Source organism: Peribacillus sp. JNUCC 23 (genome assembly GCF_053653995.1).
In genome coordinates, this window is sequence record NZ_CM132202.1 from 4,119,359 (window position 1) to 4,134,682 (window position 15,324).

Below are 15,324 nucleotides of genomic sequence, written 5' to 3' on the forward strand. Positions count from 1 at the left end.
ATTGTTAGTTGAACCAATCGGGCATTTACGGGCAGTTTCCCCCCACCTACGCTTCTTCGATTCCTCTAAGCCTTGAGGTGGGGGTCTTGACTTTCCGTTAATGCGGGATAAAAAAAGCTCCTAACCATTTAATCAGTTAGGAGCCTTATCTATATCAATATTGTTAACAGTTTTCAGGTGTCCCAGCATTTTTCGCCGTTTTAAATGAAGTCCCACAGCCACATGATGCGATTGCATTAGGATTTTCAATCGTAAAGCCGCCACCCATTAGGGATTGTTTATAATCAATGACTGTACCGTTTAGGATTGGGCTGTCTTGTTTGTCGACAAGAATCTTTATTCCGAACTGTTCAAGCTCTTCGTCTGCTTCACCAGCATCTGGCTCAAAGCCCATTCCATAAGTAAGTCCCGTACAGCCGCCTCCTTTTACAGCAACTCGTAAAAACGAACCTTCTTCACCGTTATGTTTCATCATTTCTTTTATTTGAAAAGAAGCTGCTTCTGTAATTATCACAACTTGACTCATGTTTTACCCTCCCTTTTCCATTTCACATGAGAATTACTCTATAACTAGTATATACTATCAAAACCATTATTCTCAACTTCCCAACATTGTCATAGGAAATTAGTACAGCTTATTTTCTGTTTATCCTCTATAATAGGAATATAAGACCGAGCATATAGAACTATTTTTCTGATTAAAGAGGTGAGCATTGTGGAGACGATACAACCATTATACGATAAACAATTGAAATGCCTAGTGTGTGAACATTCATTTACATCTAAGAAAATCCGCTCACGGTTCGTGAAAGTAAACGCGTACGATACTGACTTTTGCCCTTCATACAATGACGAAGAAAGCAATGCTCTTTATTATAATATTCACGTCTGCCCATGTTGCGGCTTTTCCAGCTCAGATGATTTCTCAAAATATTTCCCTCCGCTTACTAAGGAAGAAATCCAAACAAAGATATCCGCTCACTGGGTTCCTCATCACTTCGGAGACAAACGAACGATTCACGATGCAATCAGTACATATAAACTAGCTGGCTATTCTGCTATTTTAAAAAAGGAAAAGCACATCACAATAGCTGGAATTTTCTTGCGCCTTGCATGGCTATTCCGAGGTAATAAAAATCATGAGCAAGAGATCCGATTCTTAAAAATCGCGCGACAAGAATATATAGAATCCTACTCAACAGATGACTTTAAAGGTACACAAGTTTCCGAAATTCGGATTCTGTATTTAATCGGGGAGCTGTCCAGACGTATATCTGATGTCCAAACAGCAGTTAAATATTTTTCCATCGTCATCGAGCAGCAAAGCAGGGCTGTCGAAACAACCATTATAGACATGGCCAGAGAACGCTGGCAGGAAATTCGGGAACAGCGAGATAATAACCAAGACCATGAACTAGTCAACTCTTAATAAAGTGAAACATCAATCAATGGCCCCCAGCTGCGCTTCTTCAATTCCTCTAAGCCTTTTAGCTGAAGGACTTGACTTTCCGTTCATGCGGGATAAAATCAAGAAGTAGAGCCCGTCCACAACAAGACGGGCTCTACTTCTTGATTGACCTATATGTTAAAAGAATGGATTCTCTTCAATATGTTGATAGATATTTTTGACCAGCTCTTCATTCGTTTCTCCTGTGACAACTTCTCCATCTACAAGGGCAAACATCGAACGCGCGCATTTTCCACAGAAATTAAGGCAACCGTACTCAATGACATCTAAATCCGGGTCCCTCTCTAATTCCTCCATTGCTTGCTGCGAACCGCTTGCCAAGTTGCTGACGCAAAATTCAATTAGCGGCTTCATTCCCTCACCTCACTGTTACTAACAGATTATCCTACTCCTTATTTTAAAATTAGTCAAACAAAATACAATGGTAAATCCCCTTTAATTAGGACGATGCTGTTGTAGTTTTATACCAACTTCGATATAATTTTTATTGGTATGTAAACTTTTTCGACAGCATATATACGAAAAAATAATTAGGAATATGTACGCAACGGTGACAAAGTGGAGGAGAAGGTGTTCAAAAAGGATTGTACCCTTTTTGGGCATCCCAGACAGCTACATAAATTATTATGTAAAACAAACAAAGGGGATATTCACAATGAAGAACTTAGTTATACTTGGCGGTGGGTATGGGGGACTTAGAATGCTACATAGGTTGCTACCAAATCAACTGCCAGACAATATGTCCATTACACTTATCGATCGCAATCCATATCATTGCTTGAAAACCGAATACTATGGACTTGCTGCAGGAACAATTCCTGATCACCATATTCGGGTAGCTTTTCCTGAACACCCTCGTCTACATTCCGTCTACGGTGAAATTCTTTCAGTAGATTTAGAGAATAAACAAGTCATGCTAAAAGATCAAGAACCTGTTTCTTATGATGACTTAGTTATCGGCCTAGGTTGTGAAGATAAGTTCCATAATATTCCTGGAGCAGATATACACACTTACAGTATTCAGACAATAGATAAAACACGCCAGACGTATCAAGCCTTAAATAACTTGGGGAACGGAGCAACCGTTTCCATCGTTGGCGGTGGGCTTAGCGGGGTGGAATTAGCAAGTGAGCTAATTGAAAGCCGTCCTGATTTACATGTTCGGATATTTGACCGCGGCCCGCATATTTTGTCAGCCTTCCCTGAACGATTAAGCACGTACGTGGAAAGCTGGTTTAAGAAACATACAATCGATGTCGTTCATCATTCAAATATCACAAGAGTTGAACCGAATACTCTTTATAATGGCGATGAGCCTGTTCATAGTGATGTAATCGTCTGGACAGCCGGTATTCAGCCGAGCAAAATTGTCCGCGACCTTGATGTTAAAAAGGACAAACAAGGGCGGGTTATCCTTACACCACAGCATTTCCTTCCAAATGACGACAGCGTTTTTGTAGTGGGTGACTGCGCGAGCTTACCGCAAGCCCCAAGTGCTCAATTAGCCGAAGGCCAAGCGGAACAAATCGTTACCGTTTTAGTGAAAAAATGGGCAAACGAGCCGCTACCTGAAAGCTTCCCTGTTATTAAATTAAAAGGAACACTTGGCTCACTCGGTAGTAAACATGGTTTTGGTCTTGTCGGTGAACGCCCAATCACAGGAAGAATGGCGCGATTATTAAAATCAGGGATTCTATGGTTATACAAATATCATAATGGTTAATCAGTTGATGTAGAGAATGTCCTAAAACGAAAGGGTCAGACCCCGCAACCAATATATACAGTTCATGTTAAGCGTAAGTGCTATTATGAACTATGTATAGACTGCGTAGTCAGACCCTTTTAGGATATCCTCTATTTTTCTCATGCTTCTAGCGCTTGATATCCATACCTCTCCATTTCCTTTACAATTGCTTTAAGGCGTGGATTTCCTTCACCGACAATTTCATCACCAATGAGAACAAGCGGATAAAATAAGTCTTCTTCTACAATCCTTTCGGCCATTTCCTGACGTTTAGGATTCTCTTGCTGTTGGAAGATGTCAATGTAAGTAATGGCGAATGGCTGTCCTGGAAACTTCCGGGATAGCGCTGCTTCCAGCCATTCATAGGTGTCCTTTGATGATGGCAGATTTACACAGCTTGCACAGATTCTTTCAGCTCCATACACTTGTATTTCAATCAGCTTGTTTTCCATATCGATCTCCCTTTCCATGTATTCTTACTTTCATTTTACCTGAATTTTTAAAAAAAGGAACGGAAAGGTTACAACTCCCCTATAAAGGCGTGTTCAAAAAGAAGGATAAAAAGAGAGTCTCTCCCCTTCCGTAATTTGGAATACGTGAGAACCAGGCTTGCTCAAAACGTGCTTCATTGTAGCAGAAGGTTATTAATGTGCTTCGATACAGTTCGCAAGCTTTTTCCGGACTTTTTGAACATTCTCTATAATCTTTCCGATGGATTTTTTCATATCATGCTATTATAATAAGGAGTATGAAAGGAGTCGATTGTAATGTCTGAACAAACGATGGAAGTTCAAGTACAAGAAGTACTTGATAAACTTCGTCCGTTTCTTCTTCGTGACGGCGGTGACTGTGAACTTGTAGATATAGAGGATGGAATTGTTAAATTACGTCTGCTTGGTGCATGCGGAAGCTGTCCGAGTTCTACAATTACCCTTAAAGCCGGTATAGAGCGTGCTCTTCTTGAGGAAGTTCCAGGAGTAGTTGAAGTAGAACAAGTATTCTAATATTAGGAATAAAATAAAAGCTGACACCTCTGCATTGCGCATGAACGGTAGTCAGCTTTTTTATTGAATCAATATTTACTTATCCAATCCAAGCAGGTTTTGTATGTTCATCCTCTAAAACCAATATTTTACTTCCTTCGTTATCGATATCCAAAACTTTAACATCGAAATCAGGAAATTCATTTTGAAGCGATTTCTGCACGTTACAAGCAGCATTTTCCGGAACTAGGCATAGTACCGTCGGACCAGCCCCGCTTAATGCCGTACCATAAGCACCGATTGCTTTTACCATCGCTTCGATTCGTGGTAAATGCGGCACTAAATGAGCTCGATAGGATTGATGAAAACGATCTCGATTCATCATTTCTCCAGCTAATGACCAATTCCCCGACAATACAGCTCCTAGAAAGACATTGGCTGCTGCGCTCCCATGGATAGCATCTTTAAACGCTAATTTGTCTGGGAGAGCATTTCTAGAGTCTTCTGTCTTCAACTCATAATTTGGAATAACAGCGATCGCCTTGATACCTTCAATTGGAAACGATAATACATCTGTGGCGTCGTCGGAATGCCAGCCGACAACCAGTCCTCCCATTACCGAAGCAGCCGCATTGTCTGGATGCCCTTCGATCATAGAAGCATGTCTCGATTTCTCTTTAGTTGTCAGGCCCAATTCTGCTGTAAGATTGGCCAGTTCGATTCCTGCAACGATTGCAGAAGCACTGCTTCCCAAACCTCTTGCCAGTGGGATTTCACTAGCGATTTCCAATCTACACGGTCTGAGCTGTTTGCCATAATATCCAGCCACTTCTTTTGCAACGTTAACGATATAATTCGTCTCATCACTTGGAAAACTGCTTAGTTCTTCTGACAATGGAATAACTTCCCACTGATCAGAATATCGGCCTTGAATATCTAAATATAAACCGAGCGCCATGCCAATTGAATCAAATCCGGGTCCCAGATTTGCTGTACTTGCTGGGACCCGGATGTAAAACATTGCACTTTCTACGCTCATGATTGAACCAAGCCTTGTTGCAAATGCTCTAAGATCACTTTCTCATCCATTGGTAACAATTGTGGTTTAATCTCACTATGATCAACTGCAACATTCGGATCTTTCAATCCATTTCCTGTTAAGACAGCGACAATTTTGCTGCCTTTTTTTATTTCACCGTTCTTTAATTGTTTGATGATCCCTGCGATTGAAGCACATGAGGCCGGTTCAGCAAATACACCTTCAGAACGTGCAAGTAAGCGATATGCCTCAAGAATTTCTTCATCTGACACTTCATCAATTTTTCCATTTGACTCATTTGCAGCCTCAACTGCGAATTTCCAGCTGGCAGGATTGCCGATACGAATCGCTGTCGCAATCGTTTCCGGCTCTTTAAAGACACGGTCATGAACGATAGCAGCTGATCCTTCTGCTTCAAATCCACGCATTTGTGGTAGACCTGTCTGCTTGAGTTCGTTATATTCTTTAAACCCTTTCCAATAAGCCGTAATATTGCCGGCATTTCCAACAGGAAGAGCTAAGATGTCTGGAGCAGAACCAAGCACATCGCAGATTTCAAATGCTGCTGTTTTTTGTCCTTCAATTCTGTATGGATTTACAGAGTTAACAAGGGTAATCGGCGCTTTTTCACTAATGCTTCGAACAATTTGCAAGGCGTCATCGAAGTTCCCTTCAATAGAGACGATTTCCGCACCATACATGACAGCTTGCGCAAGTTTGCCCATCGCAATTTTTCCTTCTGGAATAACAACAATACATCTCAAATTCGCACGTGCTGCATAGGCAGCTGCGGCAGCGGAAGTATTTCCTGTTGATGCACAGATAATAGCGTTACTGCCTGCTTCGACCGCTTTAGCAACCGCCATTACCATTCCGCGGTCCTTAAACGACCCAGTCGGATTCAAGCCTTCGTATTTCACATACAGTTCAATCCCCAATTCCTTCGAAAGGTTGTCACATTTAATGAGAGGCGTATTCCCTTCATGAAGGGATAAATCAGGGGTGTCCTCAGTCATAGGTAATAATTCTCGATATTCGCTTAATAGCCCTCTCCAGCTCATTTGCCATTCTCTCCTTCAACACGATATGTGCTTTTGATTTCTTTAACCATTTCATAGTCATTTAGCTTTTGTTGGATTTTTTCAAATTCAGTTAATGTTGCGTGATGCGTTACAAGTACAATTTCAGATGATCCTTTTTCATTTAACGGCAGCTGAAGGATTTTATCAAAACTTACTCCGTGCTCCGCGAACAGCATTGTGATCTTTGCAAGTACGCCTACTTCATCTTTCACATGTAATCTAATGAAGAATTTCGCATGAATTTCAGATGGCTGTTTCATTGTCTTCGGATATTGTGGTGCAACTGCACTTCGACCATTCACACCAAGTCGCATATTTTTTAACACTGCCACCAAATCAGAAACTACAGATGTGGCCGTTGGAAGACTACCAGCACCTGGACCATAGAACATCGTTTCACCGACGGCTTCACCATACACATAAACTGCATTATACTCATTATGCACAGATGCTAACGGATGATGTTCAGGCAATAGTGCTGGTTGTACGCTTACTTCAACCTTCTCACCATCTCTTGAAGACAAGCCGATTAGCTTCATCGTATAACCAAGCTTCTTACTGTATTCTAAATCTTCTTCAGAAATTTCGGTAATCCCTTGCACGGTTACATCCTCAAGATCAATCGTCATCGAAAATCCAAGCGTAGCAAGAATCGCCATTTTTCTGGCAGCATCCAGTCCGCTCACATCCGCTGTAGGGTCCGCTTCAGCAAATCCCAATTCTTGAGCTTCCTTTAATACGTCTTCATAAGCGCTTCCGTCTTGACTCATTTTCGTTAAGATGAAATTCGTTGTACCGTTCACGATTCCCATCATTTTCGTAATTCTGTCAGAAGCAAGTCCATCTGCAAGTCCACGAAGAATCGGAATTCCCCCGGCAACACTTGCTTCATAAAATAAATCACATTCATTTGCAGTTGCTTCTTTTAATAACTGTGAACCGTATAAAGCCATTAAATCTTTATTGGCAGTAATAATATGCTTTTTATTTCTTATTGCCCGAAGGAGATAATCTTTCGTTTCTTCAATTCCTCCCATAACCTCAATAATGACATCAATTTCAGGATCGTCTAAAATATCATTTACATTAGACGTTAATACGCTCTTATCTATAATAACCTGACGTTCTTTCGCAGGATCATTCACAAGGATCTTCTTAATAGTAACTGGGCATCCAATTTGATGCATCAGCTTATCTTGATGTTGTTCAATAATCTTTACAACCCCAGATCCGACCGTACCGAGGCCTAATAATCCAATTGACATTGCTTTCATACGGCTCCACCTCTTATGTTTTTATCAAAAATACATTTGTGTTTGTATAGTAGACATTATACGTGTTAATTTTTATTTTTACAATAGTTAGACAACGCTTTTTTTTATTATTCTGCAAATTGTTCTTTTAGTCAAAAAAAATACACGAAATAATGGTAGCCTAAAGGATCTGACCCTTTAGGCTACCATCTCTCGTGATGACTAATAATATTTTATCCCGCATTAGTTAACCGGCACCTTTCTCTACCTCAAAGCTTAGAGGAATCGAAGAAGCGCAGGGGGCCCCATTGATTTTAGTTTCACTTTATGGATTCACAATCGTTTTAGGCCGCTCGCCGCAAAGGACACGTGCAATATTTTCTATACAAAGCATAATCATTTCTTGACGAGTTTCTACACTTGCGCTACCGATATGCGGTAGTGCAACGACATTTGGTAATGTAAGTAGTGGATGATCTGGTCCAATCGGTTCCTGCTTAAACACATCCAAACCTGCGCCTGCTATTTCACCCTTCACAAGTGCCTCGTAAAGAGCTTCTTCATCCGCGACCGCACCTCTGGCGACATTAATAAAGATGGCCGACGGCTTCATTTTCTTAAATGCTTCCTTATTAAACATTCCTGCTGTTTCATTTGTTAATGGGGTTAAGCAAACAATGAAATCCGCCGTTGTAATTAGCTCATCAAAGCTTGTGTAACGAGCCCCTAGTCTTTCCTCGGCTTCTGCATTTCTGCTACGATTATGATAGAGAATATCCATGTCAAAGCCTGTAGCACGTTTGGCAACAGTCTCACCAATTTTCCCCATGCCTACAACCCCAATCGTTTTATGGTGGATATCATGTCCTGCAAGCAGTAGCGGACTCCAGCCGGTCCATTTCCCTTCTTTCACGATTTCAGCCGCTTCAACAATTCTCCTTGCCGTCGCCATTAATAGGGCAAACGCTAAGTCTGCCGTCGTGTCTGTTAAGACATCAGGTGTATTACACACAGTGATTCCTCTTTCAGTTGCAGCTGGGACATCAATATTGTCATAACCGACAGCAAGATTCGCGATGACTTTCAAATTTTTTGCAACATCTAGTAATTCTCGGTCCATTTTATCAGAAAGCATGGTCAGTAATGCATCTGCTTTCGCTGCTTCTTCCAGTAAAATGTCTCGTGGAACGGGTTGTTCCTCATATTCCCATATTTTCACTTCGAAGGTTTCCTTTAATCCTTTTAGTGCTTCCGATTCAATCTTTCTTGTGATAAAAATATAAGGTTTCGTCATTGAATTCATATCCTTCTCTTTTATATTTCCCTCAATCATATCATAAGAGAATCCTAGAATGGAGAAAATTGTAAGCGTTTCTCACAACCAATTTACATCTGGGAGCCGAAGCTGCTTGGAAGGAATATGGGCGATCTCATAAAAGCGGCGAAGGAATTCTTCGTAGTAAGTAGACGTATTAGCCATGGTCTGAATCTGTTCTTCCAATTCATTTGCTCTTGCCTCTTTTGGACTTGAAAAATACTCCTCTACCACTTCATAATAATGGATGGGAAACATTAAACGTGAATAAAGCAAACGCGCAGAAAAGCTTGAAAGCGGTCCAATCGTTTGATAATCGCTCATAAAAGTGGAAATACCCGGCTGATACGTATGTTGATTCTGTAAATAGTGATGCCGAATCCATTCCGCGATATCTCTGCTTCCATGGTCAAATATCCAATCAAACGGATTTTTTATACAATATTTCCCGTTCCATGTCTCAGATGTAAATCTGTCATAGCAAACCGTACCGCTATCACTGGCAGTGGGGGTATCATCCATTTCGGTATCAACTAAATATTGAATCGATGTTTCACCTAATGCCATATAGTAAGGGAATGTGGCAATAAACGCCTCCTCAAAAGGATTATTTGGATGAGCCTTCAATTTCTCATTCCAAATTTGCTCCAGCTGATCAATCCGTTGTTCCCACAGCTCCTTCCACTGACCGATTCTCGAACAAACTTTAATAGGCGCAGGGATACCGCGCGCTCGATAATGGAATTTGGCTACCTTTCTACCGATCTGATGACTTCTCGGTTCATGTAAGGTTCTGGCCGCTACGAGCACAAATGGCTGTTCTTCTGCCTCTGATACATAGCTCCCATGATTCGCCATCACAAACTCTGCTATATACCGATCTCCTTGATTGACTAATTGATCAGCCATCATTTTTCTTTCCTTCAACTCTTCTTGATTCACCTCGCCAAGCGGAATAATACTATAAATGGTTGGGCCCGATATAAAGGAAGGATATTTCCCTAAAGCTTCTTCACGTTCAGGATGAATACCATACGATTCAAAAATAATCTCCTCAATCATACGATCCGCACCTTTCATTTATCTGATTCTCATTTCGTCTGTGGTTTAAAGAGGATATTCAAAAATTCCGGTAAAAATAGCTGTCGAATTGCTTCAAAGCTCTGTCGCTCCGGTCCTCTCGAGATGCGCCCCTTGAACTTCTTGGCTCTTTTTATTCTCCTTTTTGAACACGCACTTAAAAAAAAGCATAGTAACCGAGAATTTGGGCAATTTAAATGTACGATAAAGTGAAAATTCAAGCAGTGGGGTTTTCTTCATCCCCGCTGATTGTTAGTCCCGTTCTAGTGTAGATAATATCTCCGCTTTCGCTTCGATCAATCGACTTTACCTCTGTTCACGCATCGGTAAGTTTCACTGTATCTCACCAATCAGGCTTTTACTTCAAAGGGTGAGGTGATTGCCCAGCCTCGACAAGCATAAGATAGAATACGGCGTGACGTAGTTTGCCACAGAGTATTACAGCTTATGACCTCAGACGGGCTAGGAGCCGCACCTAGATTGGGCAGTTATCCCCACCTTCGCTTCCTCTAAGCCTTGAGGTGGGGGGACTTTCCGTTAAAGCGGGATAACAAGTAAATATGCCACTTAACTTATATATATGAAGAACAATTGGTTTTCTGAATGTTTATTAAATTCCGGAATAAACATATGTATACATAGCTACTGAAATCCAGACGAAATGGGTGATCTGTAATGGATGAAGTTATTAACGTATCAGAACAGACAGCAAGAAGATGGTTAAAAGAAAGAGGAGTGAAGATTGAAGATATTGCGGAGCTCGTAATGTATTTACAAGCAAGCTATCATGAAAACCTCGAGATGAAGGACTGTATTGAAAACGTGGAACGCGTCATATCAAAACGCGAAGTTCAAAACGCAATTCTGACTGGAATTCAACTAGATGTCCTTGCTGAAAAAAAGATGCTTGAGGAACCGCTACAGAAAATTGTGGAAATAGATGAAAGCTTGTATGGCGTAGATGAAATCCTTGCCTTGTCTATCGTAAACGTATACGGTTCAATCGGCTTCACGAACTACGGGTACATCGATAAGCAAAAACCAGGTATTCTAAAAACTTTGAATGATAAAAGCACAGGAAAAGTTCATACGTTTCTCGATGATATCGTCGGTGCCATCGCCGCTGCTGCTTCAAGCCGATTAGCACACCGATCCAAAAATGGAAAATAATCGGAGAGTTTCAAGATATGTTCTAAAGACAAATAAAAAAGAAGAAGCTTGGACGTAGAATTACATATCCAAGCTTCTTCTTTTTAAAATTTCCAGTCATCCAATGTATCAATAACATGTGTCGGTTGTTCTTGATAATCTTTCAATAATTCTTTCGTCGTAACGCCAGTATGTACTAACAATGTATCAATCCCTGCATGAATGCCAGCAAGAATATCGGTATCATAATTATCGCCAACCATGATTGTATCTTCCTTATCAACACCGAGAACCTTTAATGCTTGTTCAACAATAATGGATTCCGGCTTGCCAATAACAATAGGCTGTACTCCTGTTGATACTGATATAACTGAAGCTAACGAGCCATTTCCCGGCAGAAGACCTCGTTCAGTTACAAGTGCTGCATCACCATTTGTTGCAACAAAGGTGGCACCATTCCGTACCGCTAGACTTGCTTTTACAAGTTTTTCATAATTGATCTTTCTATCAATACCCATCACGACAAAATCAGGGTTTTCATCAGAATGAGTGAAGCCTTTTTCTTGAATTGCCTGCAAAAGCCCCTCTTCGCCAATAACATAGACAGAGGCCTCTGTTTGACGTTCTGCAATAAAGGTCGCAGTCGCCATCGCACTTGTGAATACTTGATCTGCTTTTGTTTCAATCCCGAAATCACAAAGCACTTGAGCCACCTGCATCGGCGTTCTAGATGAGTTATTTGTCACGAACAAATAAGGTATATTTCGGCTTCTTAAGCCTTCAATAAAACCGGCTGCTTCTTTAATTTCTTCAGTACCTCGATAGATGGTGCCATCTAAATCAATTAGATAGCCTTTATATTCTTTTTTCATATAATCCCTCTCGTTCTTCATTTCTGTTAATTCTTGAATGCTGAAACCGGGCCTAATTCATTTATTACATAGTTCCTTACGACTTTAGGGTATTCGATAAATGCTTGAATATTTTCGTTAAAAACGGTGGCCACCGTTTTCGTGTCTACTACTAAATAATCCTGAACGAGCATTTTTCTAAGCGGAAGAATTTGTTTAAATTGATAAGCCATTTTTTCATCTATTACTTTTTCATCTAATAAAATATCGACGATGTCTTCATAACTTCCTGGATCACGCATAATAAAGCCATCAATAATTGCATTCCCTGTATCTAATATAGCATCAATAGAAGTCTGAACAATTCGGCAAAGAGCAAGACCTGCAAGTTCATTATCCCAATTTGATTGTTCCCCGAAAATGCGAAGCCGTTGTTCCAAATAAACTAAATGTTTTTCAATTTGCTCTCTATCAACAAAATACAAAGATATTCAATCCTTTCTAACTGAAAAGGCCACCATGCCCTCTTCACTATTCTTGGCGTAAACATAATTTCCTATGTATGATGTGCTTTTTATCGACTTATGCGAGATTATAAACACCTTTTGAAAAACTCCACATTAATATCTGTAAGTATCTTAACCAAACGACTTTATTCTAGTTAGATTTCAACATGATGCAAGATGATACTACTATAATTTTATCATAGTTCACACAATTGTTGTATGATGATCTATGTTTGAAAAAAGTACCTATTAAATAGTTATTGCACTACATCATGTTTTCAAATGAAAAGGACATCCTAAAGTTCACAGTGAAGTAGAAAGGATGTTGGATATGAACGATAAAAAGCGTTCCCATGAGATCTCAAATGTGGAAAAACAAAAGAATGATTTACTTCCTGAAGAACTACCTGAAGGGCCTTATGGTGCACCCCGTGGCGAGATGACACCTGTTGAAAACAAAAACTCACCATGGGAAGAAGGACAGCGCTATACAAGTGCCTTCAATTACGAAAACAAATCGCTTCATGAAGGCCTGCCCCGTCAAATAGACGGTGCCGACCCGCCTCATGACAATCCTGACAAACACGAACAAACCTCCGTATTCTACAACCCCTGATTAGAGGAAAAAAAAGGCTGCTCCCTAACGAAAGGGTCAGACCTCACATCTCCTATATATCGTTTATATGACGTGTAAATGACAATAAACGGTGTAAAGAGTGTGAGGTCAGACCCTTTCGGAACAACCTCTTTCCATTTTGACCTTACTCTAGTTCTTATTTCACTTTATTTTCTTCAAAACAAAATATGGACAGCCAAAATTACAGTATTCATACAGGTACTCGGTTAGTGTACTAATCTTTGTATCAAAGGTGGCTTTTTGATTATCGTCTTCAAAGAAACCGCGCAGACGTAATTGTCCATATCCCCAATCGCCTACAATATAATCATATTTAGTCAATATCTCACTATATCGCGCTTTAAACGCTTCTTCATTGTAGCCATCTCTTCGTTCTTCTACAATATCATAGGCTAAATTATTGATGCTTATCATCCATATCACCTCTTTTTAGTCCAGTTCCTTCTTAAATTATACCTGATTAGCCATCAATTACTAAGCGAAATTTAGAGGAATTTGCCCATCCTATGTCTTAGGGGGGTGTTTTCATTGAAAAAAGCAGTTCTAGCGTTAAGCTTATGTTCTGTTACGTTATTTGCAGGATGTCAAGCTTCCAAACAACAAGGGAGCGAAGTAACCGATAACATCTCAAATCCGGTAAAAATCAACGCATCAACCAAATTCTATGATGAAGATTATAACAACAGCACCTATCAAGGATCTGATTTTGGCTTTACTCGAATGGACAGTACAACGATTAACGGAAAAAATATTGCAAACGTTGCGAATGAAAAGATGGCCATTGATCGGGAACAATTGGCTAGTGTCATTACTTCGCTTGCAGCATCACTTCCAAATGTGAAGCGTGCAGCTACGCTTGTTACAGATGAGGACGTTCTTGTCGTATATGAAACCCATTCATCAGACCGATCAGAAACCGCTGATCAAGTGAAGCGAACGGCTATGTCAGTTGTTCCTCGCTATTATCACGCATATGTAAGTGATGATTGGAAACTTGCTCAAGATATTGAAAACTTCGCTACTTTAGGTTCCAATGATAAACATATCGACTATACCATTGATAAAACGATACAAGATATGCTGAAATCACCACAAGGAAAAGACTATAGTAAAGGAGAAAATGAAAATGGGGAAATGATTCATCAAAAAGATGAACGTATGAATACAAATCGATAACATTTTCATCTAAATTGAAAAAAGGCCGTCCCAAAAGGGTCTGACCTTACACTCTTTACACCGTTTAGTACGGTATATAGTATCTATAGAGTCTGACCCTTTCGTTATGGGACGGCGAATTATTTCGCTTCAAGAATTTTATCGCCTTGTGCTTGCATATGTTTTGCAGCAGCATTTACTTGCTCATCTGCATGATAGGAAGAACGAACTAATGGTCCTGCTTCACAATGACTGAAACCTTTCGTAAGAGCAATTTGTTTCAATTCGTTAAATTCTTCAGGGCTATAATACTTTTCTACCTTTAAATGTTTTTTCGATGGCTGCAGATATTGACCGATTGTCATAATATTAACATCATGTGCACGTAAATCATCCATCGTTTCAATGATCTCTTCTTTCGTTTCGCCTAGGCCAATCATAAGGCTCGATTTCGTTGGAATTTCCGGATACATCTCCTTCGCTCTCTGTAATAATTCCAATGAACGGTTATATTTAGCACGAGCACGAACTCGATCAGATAAGCGACGAACTGTCTCAATATTATGATTTAGAATATCCGGCTTCGCATCCATAAGGGTTTTTAAGTTCTCGTACACTCCCCCCATATCTGAAGGCAATACTTCAATCGTAGTAAATGGATTTTTTCTACGAATGGCACGCACTGTTTCAGCAAATACAGCGGAGCCCCCATCCTTCAAATCGTCGCGAGCAACAGCCGTAATAACAACATGCTTTAGGTTCATCGTTACCACTGAATCTGCAACACGTTCCGGTTCTGCCAAATCCAATTCAGTTGGAAGACCTGTTTTAACAGCACAGAAGCGGCATGCCCTTGTACAGATCGCGCCAAGAATCATGAAAGTCGCAGTCCGACGAACAGCCCAACATTCATGGATATTGGGACATTTTGCTTCTTCACACACTGTATGTAGGTTCTGCTCTCTCATCATTTTTTTTAAGCCAGTGTAATTTTCATTCGTGTTCAGTTTGATTTTCAACCAATCTGGTTTACGAAGATATTCTTCTTTTGTGGTCATGAAG

Annotated in this window: 18 protein-coding genes; 6 read left to right on the forward strand and 12 right to left on the reverse strand. The window is 40.3% G+C overall.

What is annotated here, in order from left to right:
* Window positions 1-163: 163 nt before the first annotated feature.
* Window positions 164-526 (reverse strand): HesB/IscA family protein, encoded by a 363-nt coding sequence (locus JNUCC23_RS19775; protein ID WP_062185887.1) that lies wholly within the window; start codon window positions 524-526, stop codon window positions 164-166.
* A 189-nt stretch (window positions 527-715) separates the two neighbouring features.
* Here JNUCC23_RS19775 and JNUCC23_RS19780 point away from each other — a divergent pair, with 189 nt between their 5' ends.
* Complete coding sequence (locus JNUCC23_RS19780) at window positions 716-1,429, forward strand: DUF2225 domain-containing protein (protein WP_062185885.1); 714 nt, start codon at window positions 716-718, stop codon at window positions 1,427-1,429.
* 156 nt (window positions 1,430-1,585) lie between these two features.
* Here the strand turns inward: JNUCC23_RS19780 and JNUCC23_RS19785 are convergent, their stop codons facing one another.
* Window positions 1,586-1,822, reverse strand: coding sequence for a YuzB family protein (locus JNUCC23_RS19785; protein WP_062185883.1), 237 nt, complete (start codon window positions 1,820-1,822; stop codon window positions 1,586-1,588).
* A gap of 301 nt (window positions 1,823-2,123) precedes the next feature.
* Between JNUCC23_RS19785 and JNUCC23_RS19790 the strand changes: the two genes are divergently transcribed.
* Entirely contained in the window at window positions 2,124-3,191 is a 1,068-nt protein-coding gene (locus JNUCC23_RS19790; protein WP_403075437.1) for an NAD(P)/FAD-dependent oxidoreductase, read from the forward strand.
* A gap of 140 nt (window positions 3,192-3,331) precedes the next feature.
* Here JNUCC23_RS19790 and JNUCC23_RS19795 read toward each other — a convergent pair whose 3' ends face one another.
* Window positions 3,332-3,664, reverse strand: coding sequence for a YuzD family protein (locus tag JNUCC23_RS19795; protein WP_454213176.1), 333 nt, complete (start codon window positions 3,662-3,664; stop codon window positions 3,332-3,334).
* 315 nt (window positions 3,665-3,979) lie between these two features.
* Between JNUCC23_RS19795 and JNUCC23_RS19800 the strand changes: the two genes are divergently transcribed.
* Complete coding sequence (locus tag JNUCC23_RS19800) at window positions 3,980-4,216, forward strand: NifU family protein (RefSeq protein WP_049683041.1); 237 nt, start codon at window positions 3,980-3,982, stop codon at window positions 4,214-4,216.
* Between the two features lie 79 nt (window positions 4,217-4,295).
* Here JNUCC23_RS19800 and thrB read toward each other — a convergent pair whose 3' ends face one another.
* The 5 genes from thrB to yutH form a co-directional block, all read right to left on the reverse strand.
* Entirely contained in the window at window positions 4,296-5,234 is a 939-nt protein-coding gene (gene thrB / locus JNUCC23_RS19805) for a homoserine kinase (protein ID WP_403075443.1), read from the reverse strand.
* Window positions 5,231-6,295, reverse strand: a complete 1,065-nt coding sequence (gene thrC, locus JNUCC23_RS19810; protein WP_403075446.1) for a threonine synthase — start codon at window positions 6,293-6,295, stop codon at window positions 5,231-5,233. Before thrC ends, thrB begins: the two co-directional genes overlap by 4 nt.
* Window positions 6,292-7,590 carry a homoserine dehydrogenase gene (locus JNUCC23_RS19815; RefSeq protein ID WP_062185874.1) on the reverse strand — a complete coding sequence of 433 codons (1,299 nt, stop codon included), beginning with the start codon at window positions 7,588-7,590 and terminating at the stop codon, window positions 6,292-6,294. Before JNUCC23_RS19815 ends, thrC begins: the two co-directional genes overlap by 4 nt.
* 304 nt (window positions 7,591-7,894) lie before the next feature.
* Complete coding sequence (locus tag JNUCC23_RS19820; protein WP_454213179.1) at window positions 7,895-8,863, reverse strand: 2-hydroxyacid dehydrogenase; 969 nt, start codon at window positions 8,861-8,863, stop codon at window positions 7,895-7,897.
* An 81-nt stretch (window positions 8,864-8,944) separates the two neighbouring features.
* The gene (gene yutH / locus JNUCC23_RS19825) at window positions 8,945-9,946 is read right to left on the reverse strand and encodes a spore coat putative kinase YutH (protein WP_454213181.1); all 1,002 of its coding nucleotides are present in this window, start codon (window positions 9,944-9,946) and stop codon (window positions 8,945-8,947) included.
* A 693-nt stretch (window positions 9,947-10,639) separates the two neighbouring features.
* Here yutH and JNUCC23_RS19830 point away from each other — a divergent pair.
* Window positions 10,640-11,134, forward strand: coding sequence for a phosphatidylglycerophosphatase A family protein (locus JNUCC23_RS19830; protein WP_062185872.1), 495 nt, complete (start codon window positions 10,640-10,642; stop codon window positions 11,132-11,134).
* Window positions 11,135-11,217: 83 nt separating this feature from the next.
* Here JNUCC23_RS19830 and JNUCC23_RS19835 read toward each other — a convergent pair whose 3' ends face one another.
* Both JNUCC23_RS19835 and JNUCC23_RS19840 read right to left on the reverse strand, forming a co-directional pair.
* Window positions 11,218-11,985: a TIGR01457 family HAD-type hydrolase gene (locus JNUCC23_RS19835; protein ID WP_454213183.1), complete on the reverse strand. Its 768-nt coding sequence runs from the start codon at window positions 11,983-11,985 to the stop codon at window positions 11,218-11,220.
* Window positions 11,986-12,011: 26 nt separating this feature from the next.
* Window positions 12,012-12,449 carry a DUF86 domain-containing protein gene (locus JNUCC23_RS19840; protein WP_062185868.1) on the reverse strand — a complete coding sequence of 146 codons (438 nt, stop codon included), beginning with the start codon at window positions 12,447-12,449 and terminating at the stop codon, window positions 12,012-12,014.
* Between the two features lie 352 nt (window positions 12,450-12,801).
* Between JNUCC23_RS19840 and JNUCC23_RS19845 the strand changes: the two genes are divergently transcribed.
* Window positions 12,802-13,086 (forward strand): cytosolic protein, encoded by a 285-nt coding sequence (locus JNUCC23_RS19845; RefSeq protein ID WP_403075466.1) that lies wholly within the window; start codon window positions 12,802-12,804, stop codon window positions 13,084-13,086.
* A 162-nt stretch (window positions 13,087-13,248) separates the two neighbouring features.
* On the opposite strand, the gene JNUCC23_RS19850 is transcribed toward JNUCC23_RS19845, so the two are convergent.
* On the reverse strand, window positions 13,249-13,521 hold the full coding sequence (locus JNUCC23_RS19850) for a YutD family protein (protein ID WP_028393699.1): 273 nt from the start codon (window positions 13,519-13,521) through the stop codon (window positions 13,249-13,251).
* Between the two features lie 114 nt (window positions 13,522-13,635).
* Here JNUCC23_RS19850 and JNUCC23_RS19855 point away from each other — a divergent pair, with 114 nt between their 5' ends.
* Complete coding sequence (locus tag JNUCC23_RS19855; RefSeq protein WP_062185864.1) at window positions 13,636-14,283, forward strand: YhcN/YlaJ family sporulation lipoprotein; 648 nt, start codon at window positions 13,636-13,638, stop codon at window positions 14,281-14,283.
* Between the two features lie 119 nt (window positions 14,284-14,402).
* Here the strand turns inward: JNUCC23_RS19855 and lipA are convergent, their stop codons facing one another.
* Window positions 14,403-15,320, reverse strand: a complete 918-nt coding sequence (lipA, locus tag JNUCC23_RS19860; RefSeq protein WP_062185862.1) for a lipoyl synthase — start codon at window positions 15,318-15,320, stop codon at window positions 14,403-14,405.
* Window positions 15,321-15,324: the final 4 nt, after the last annotated feature.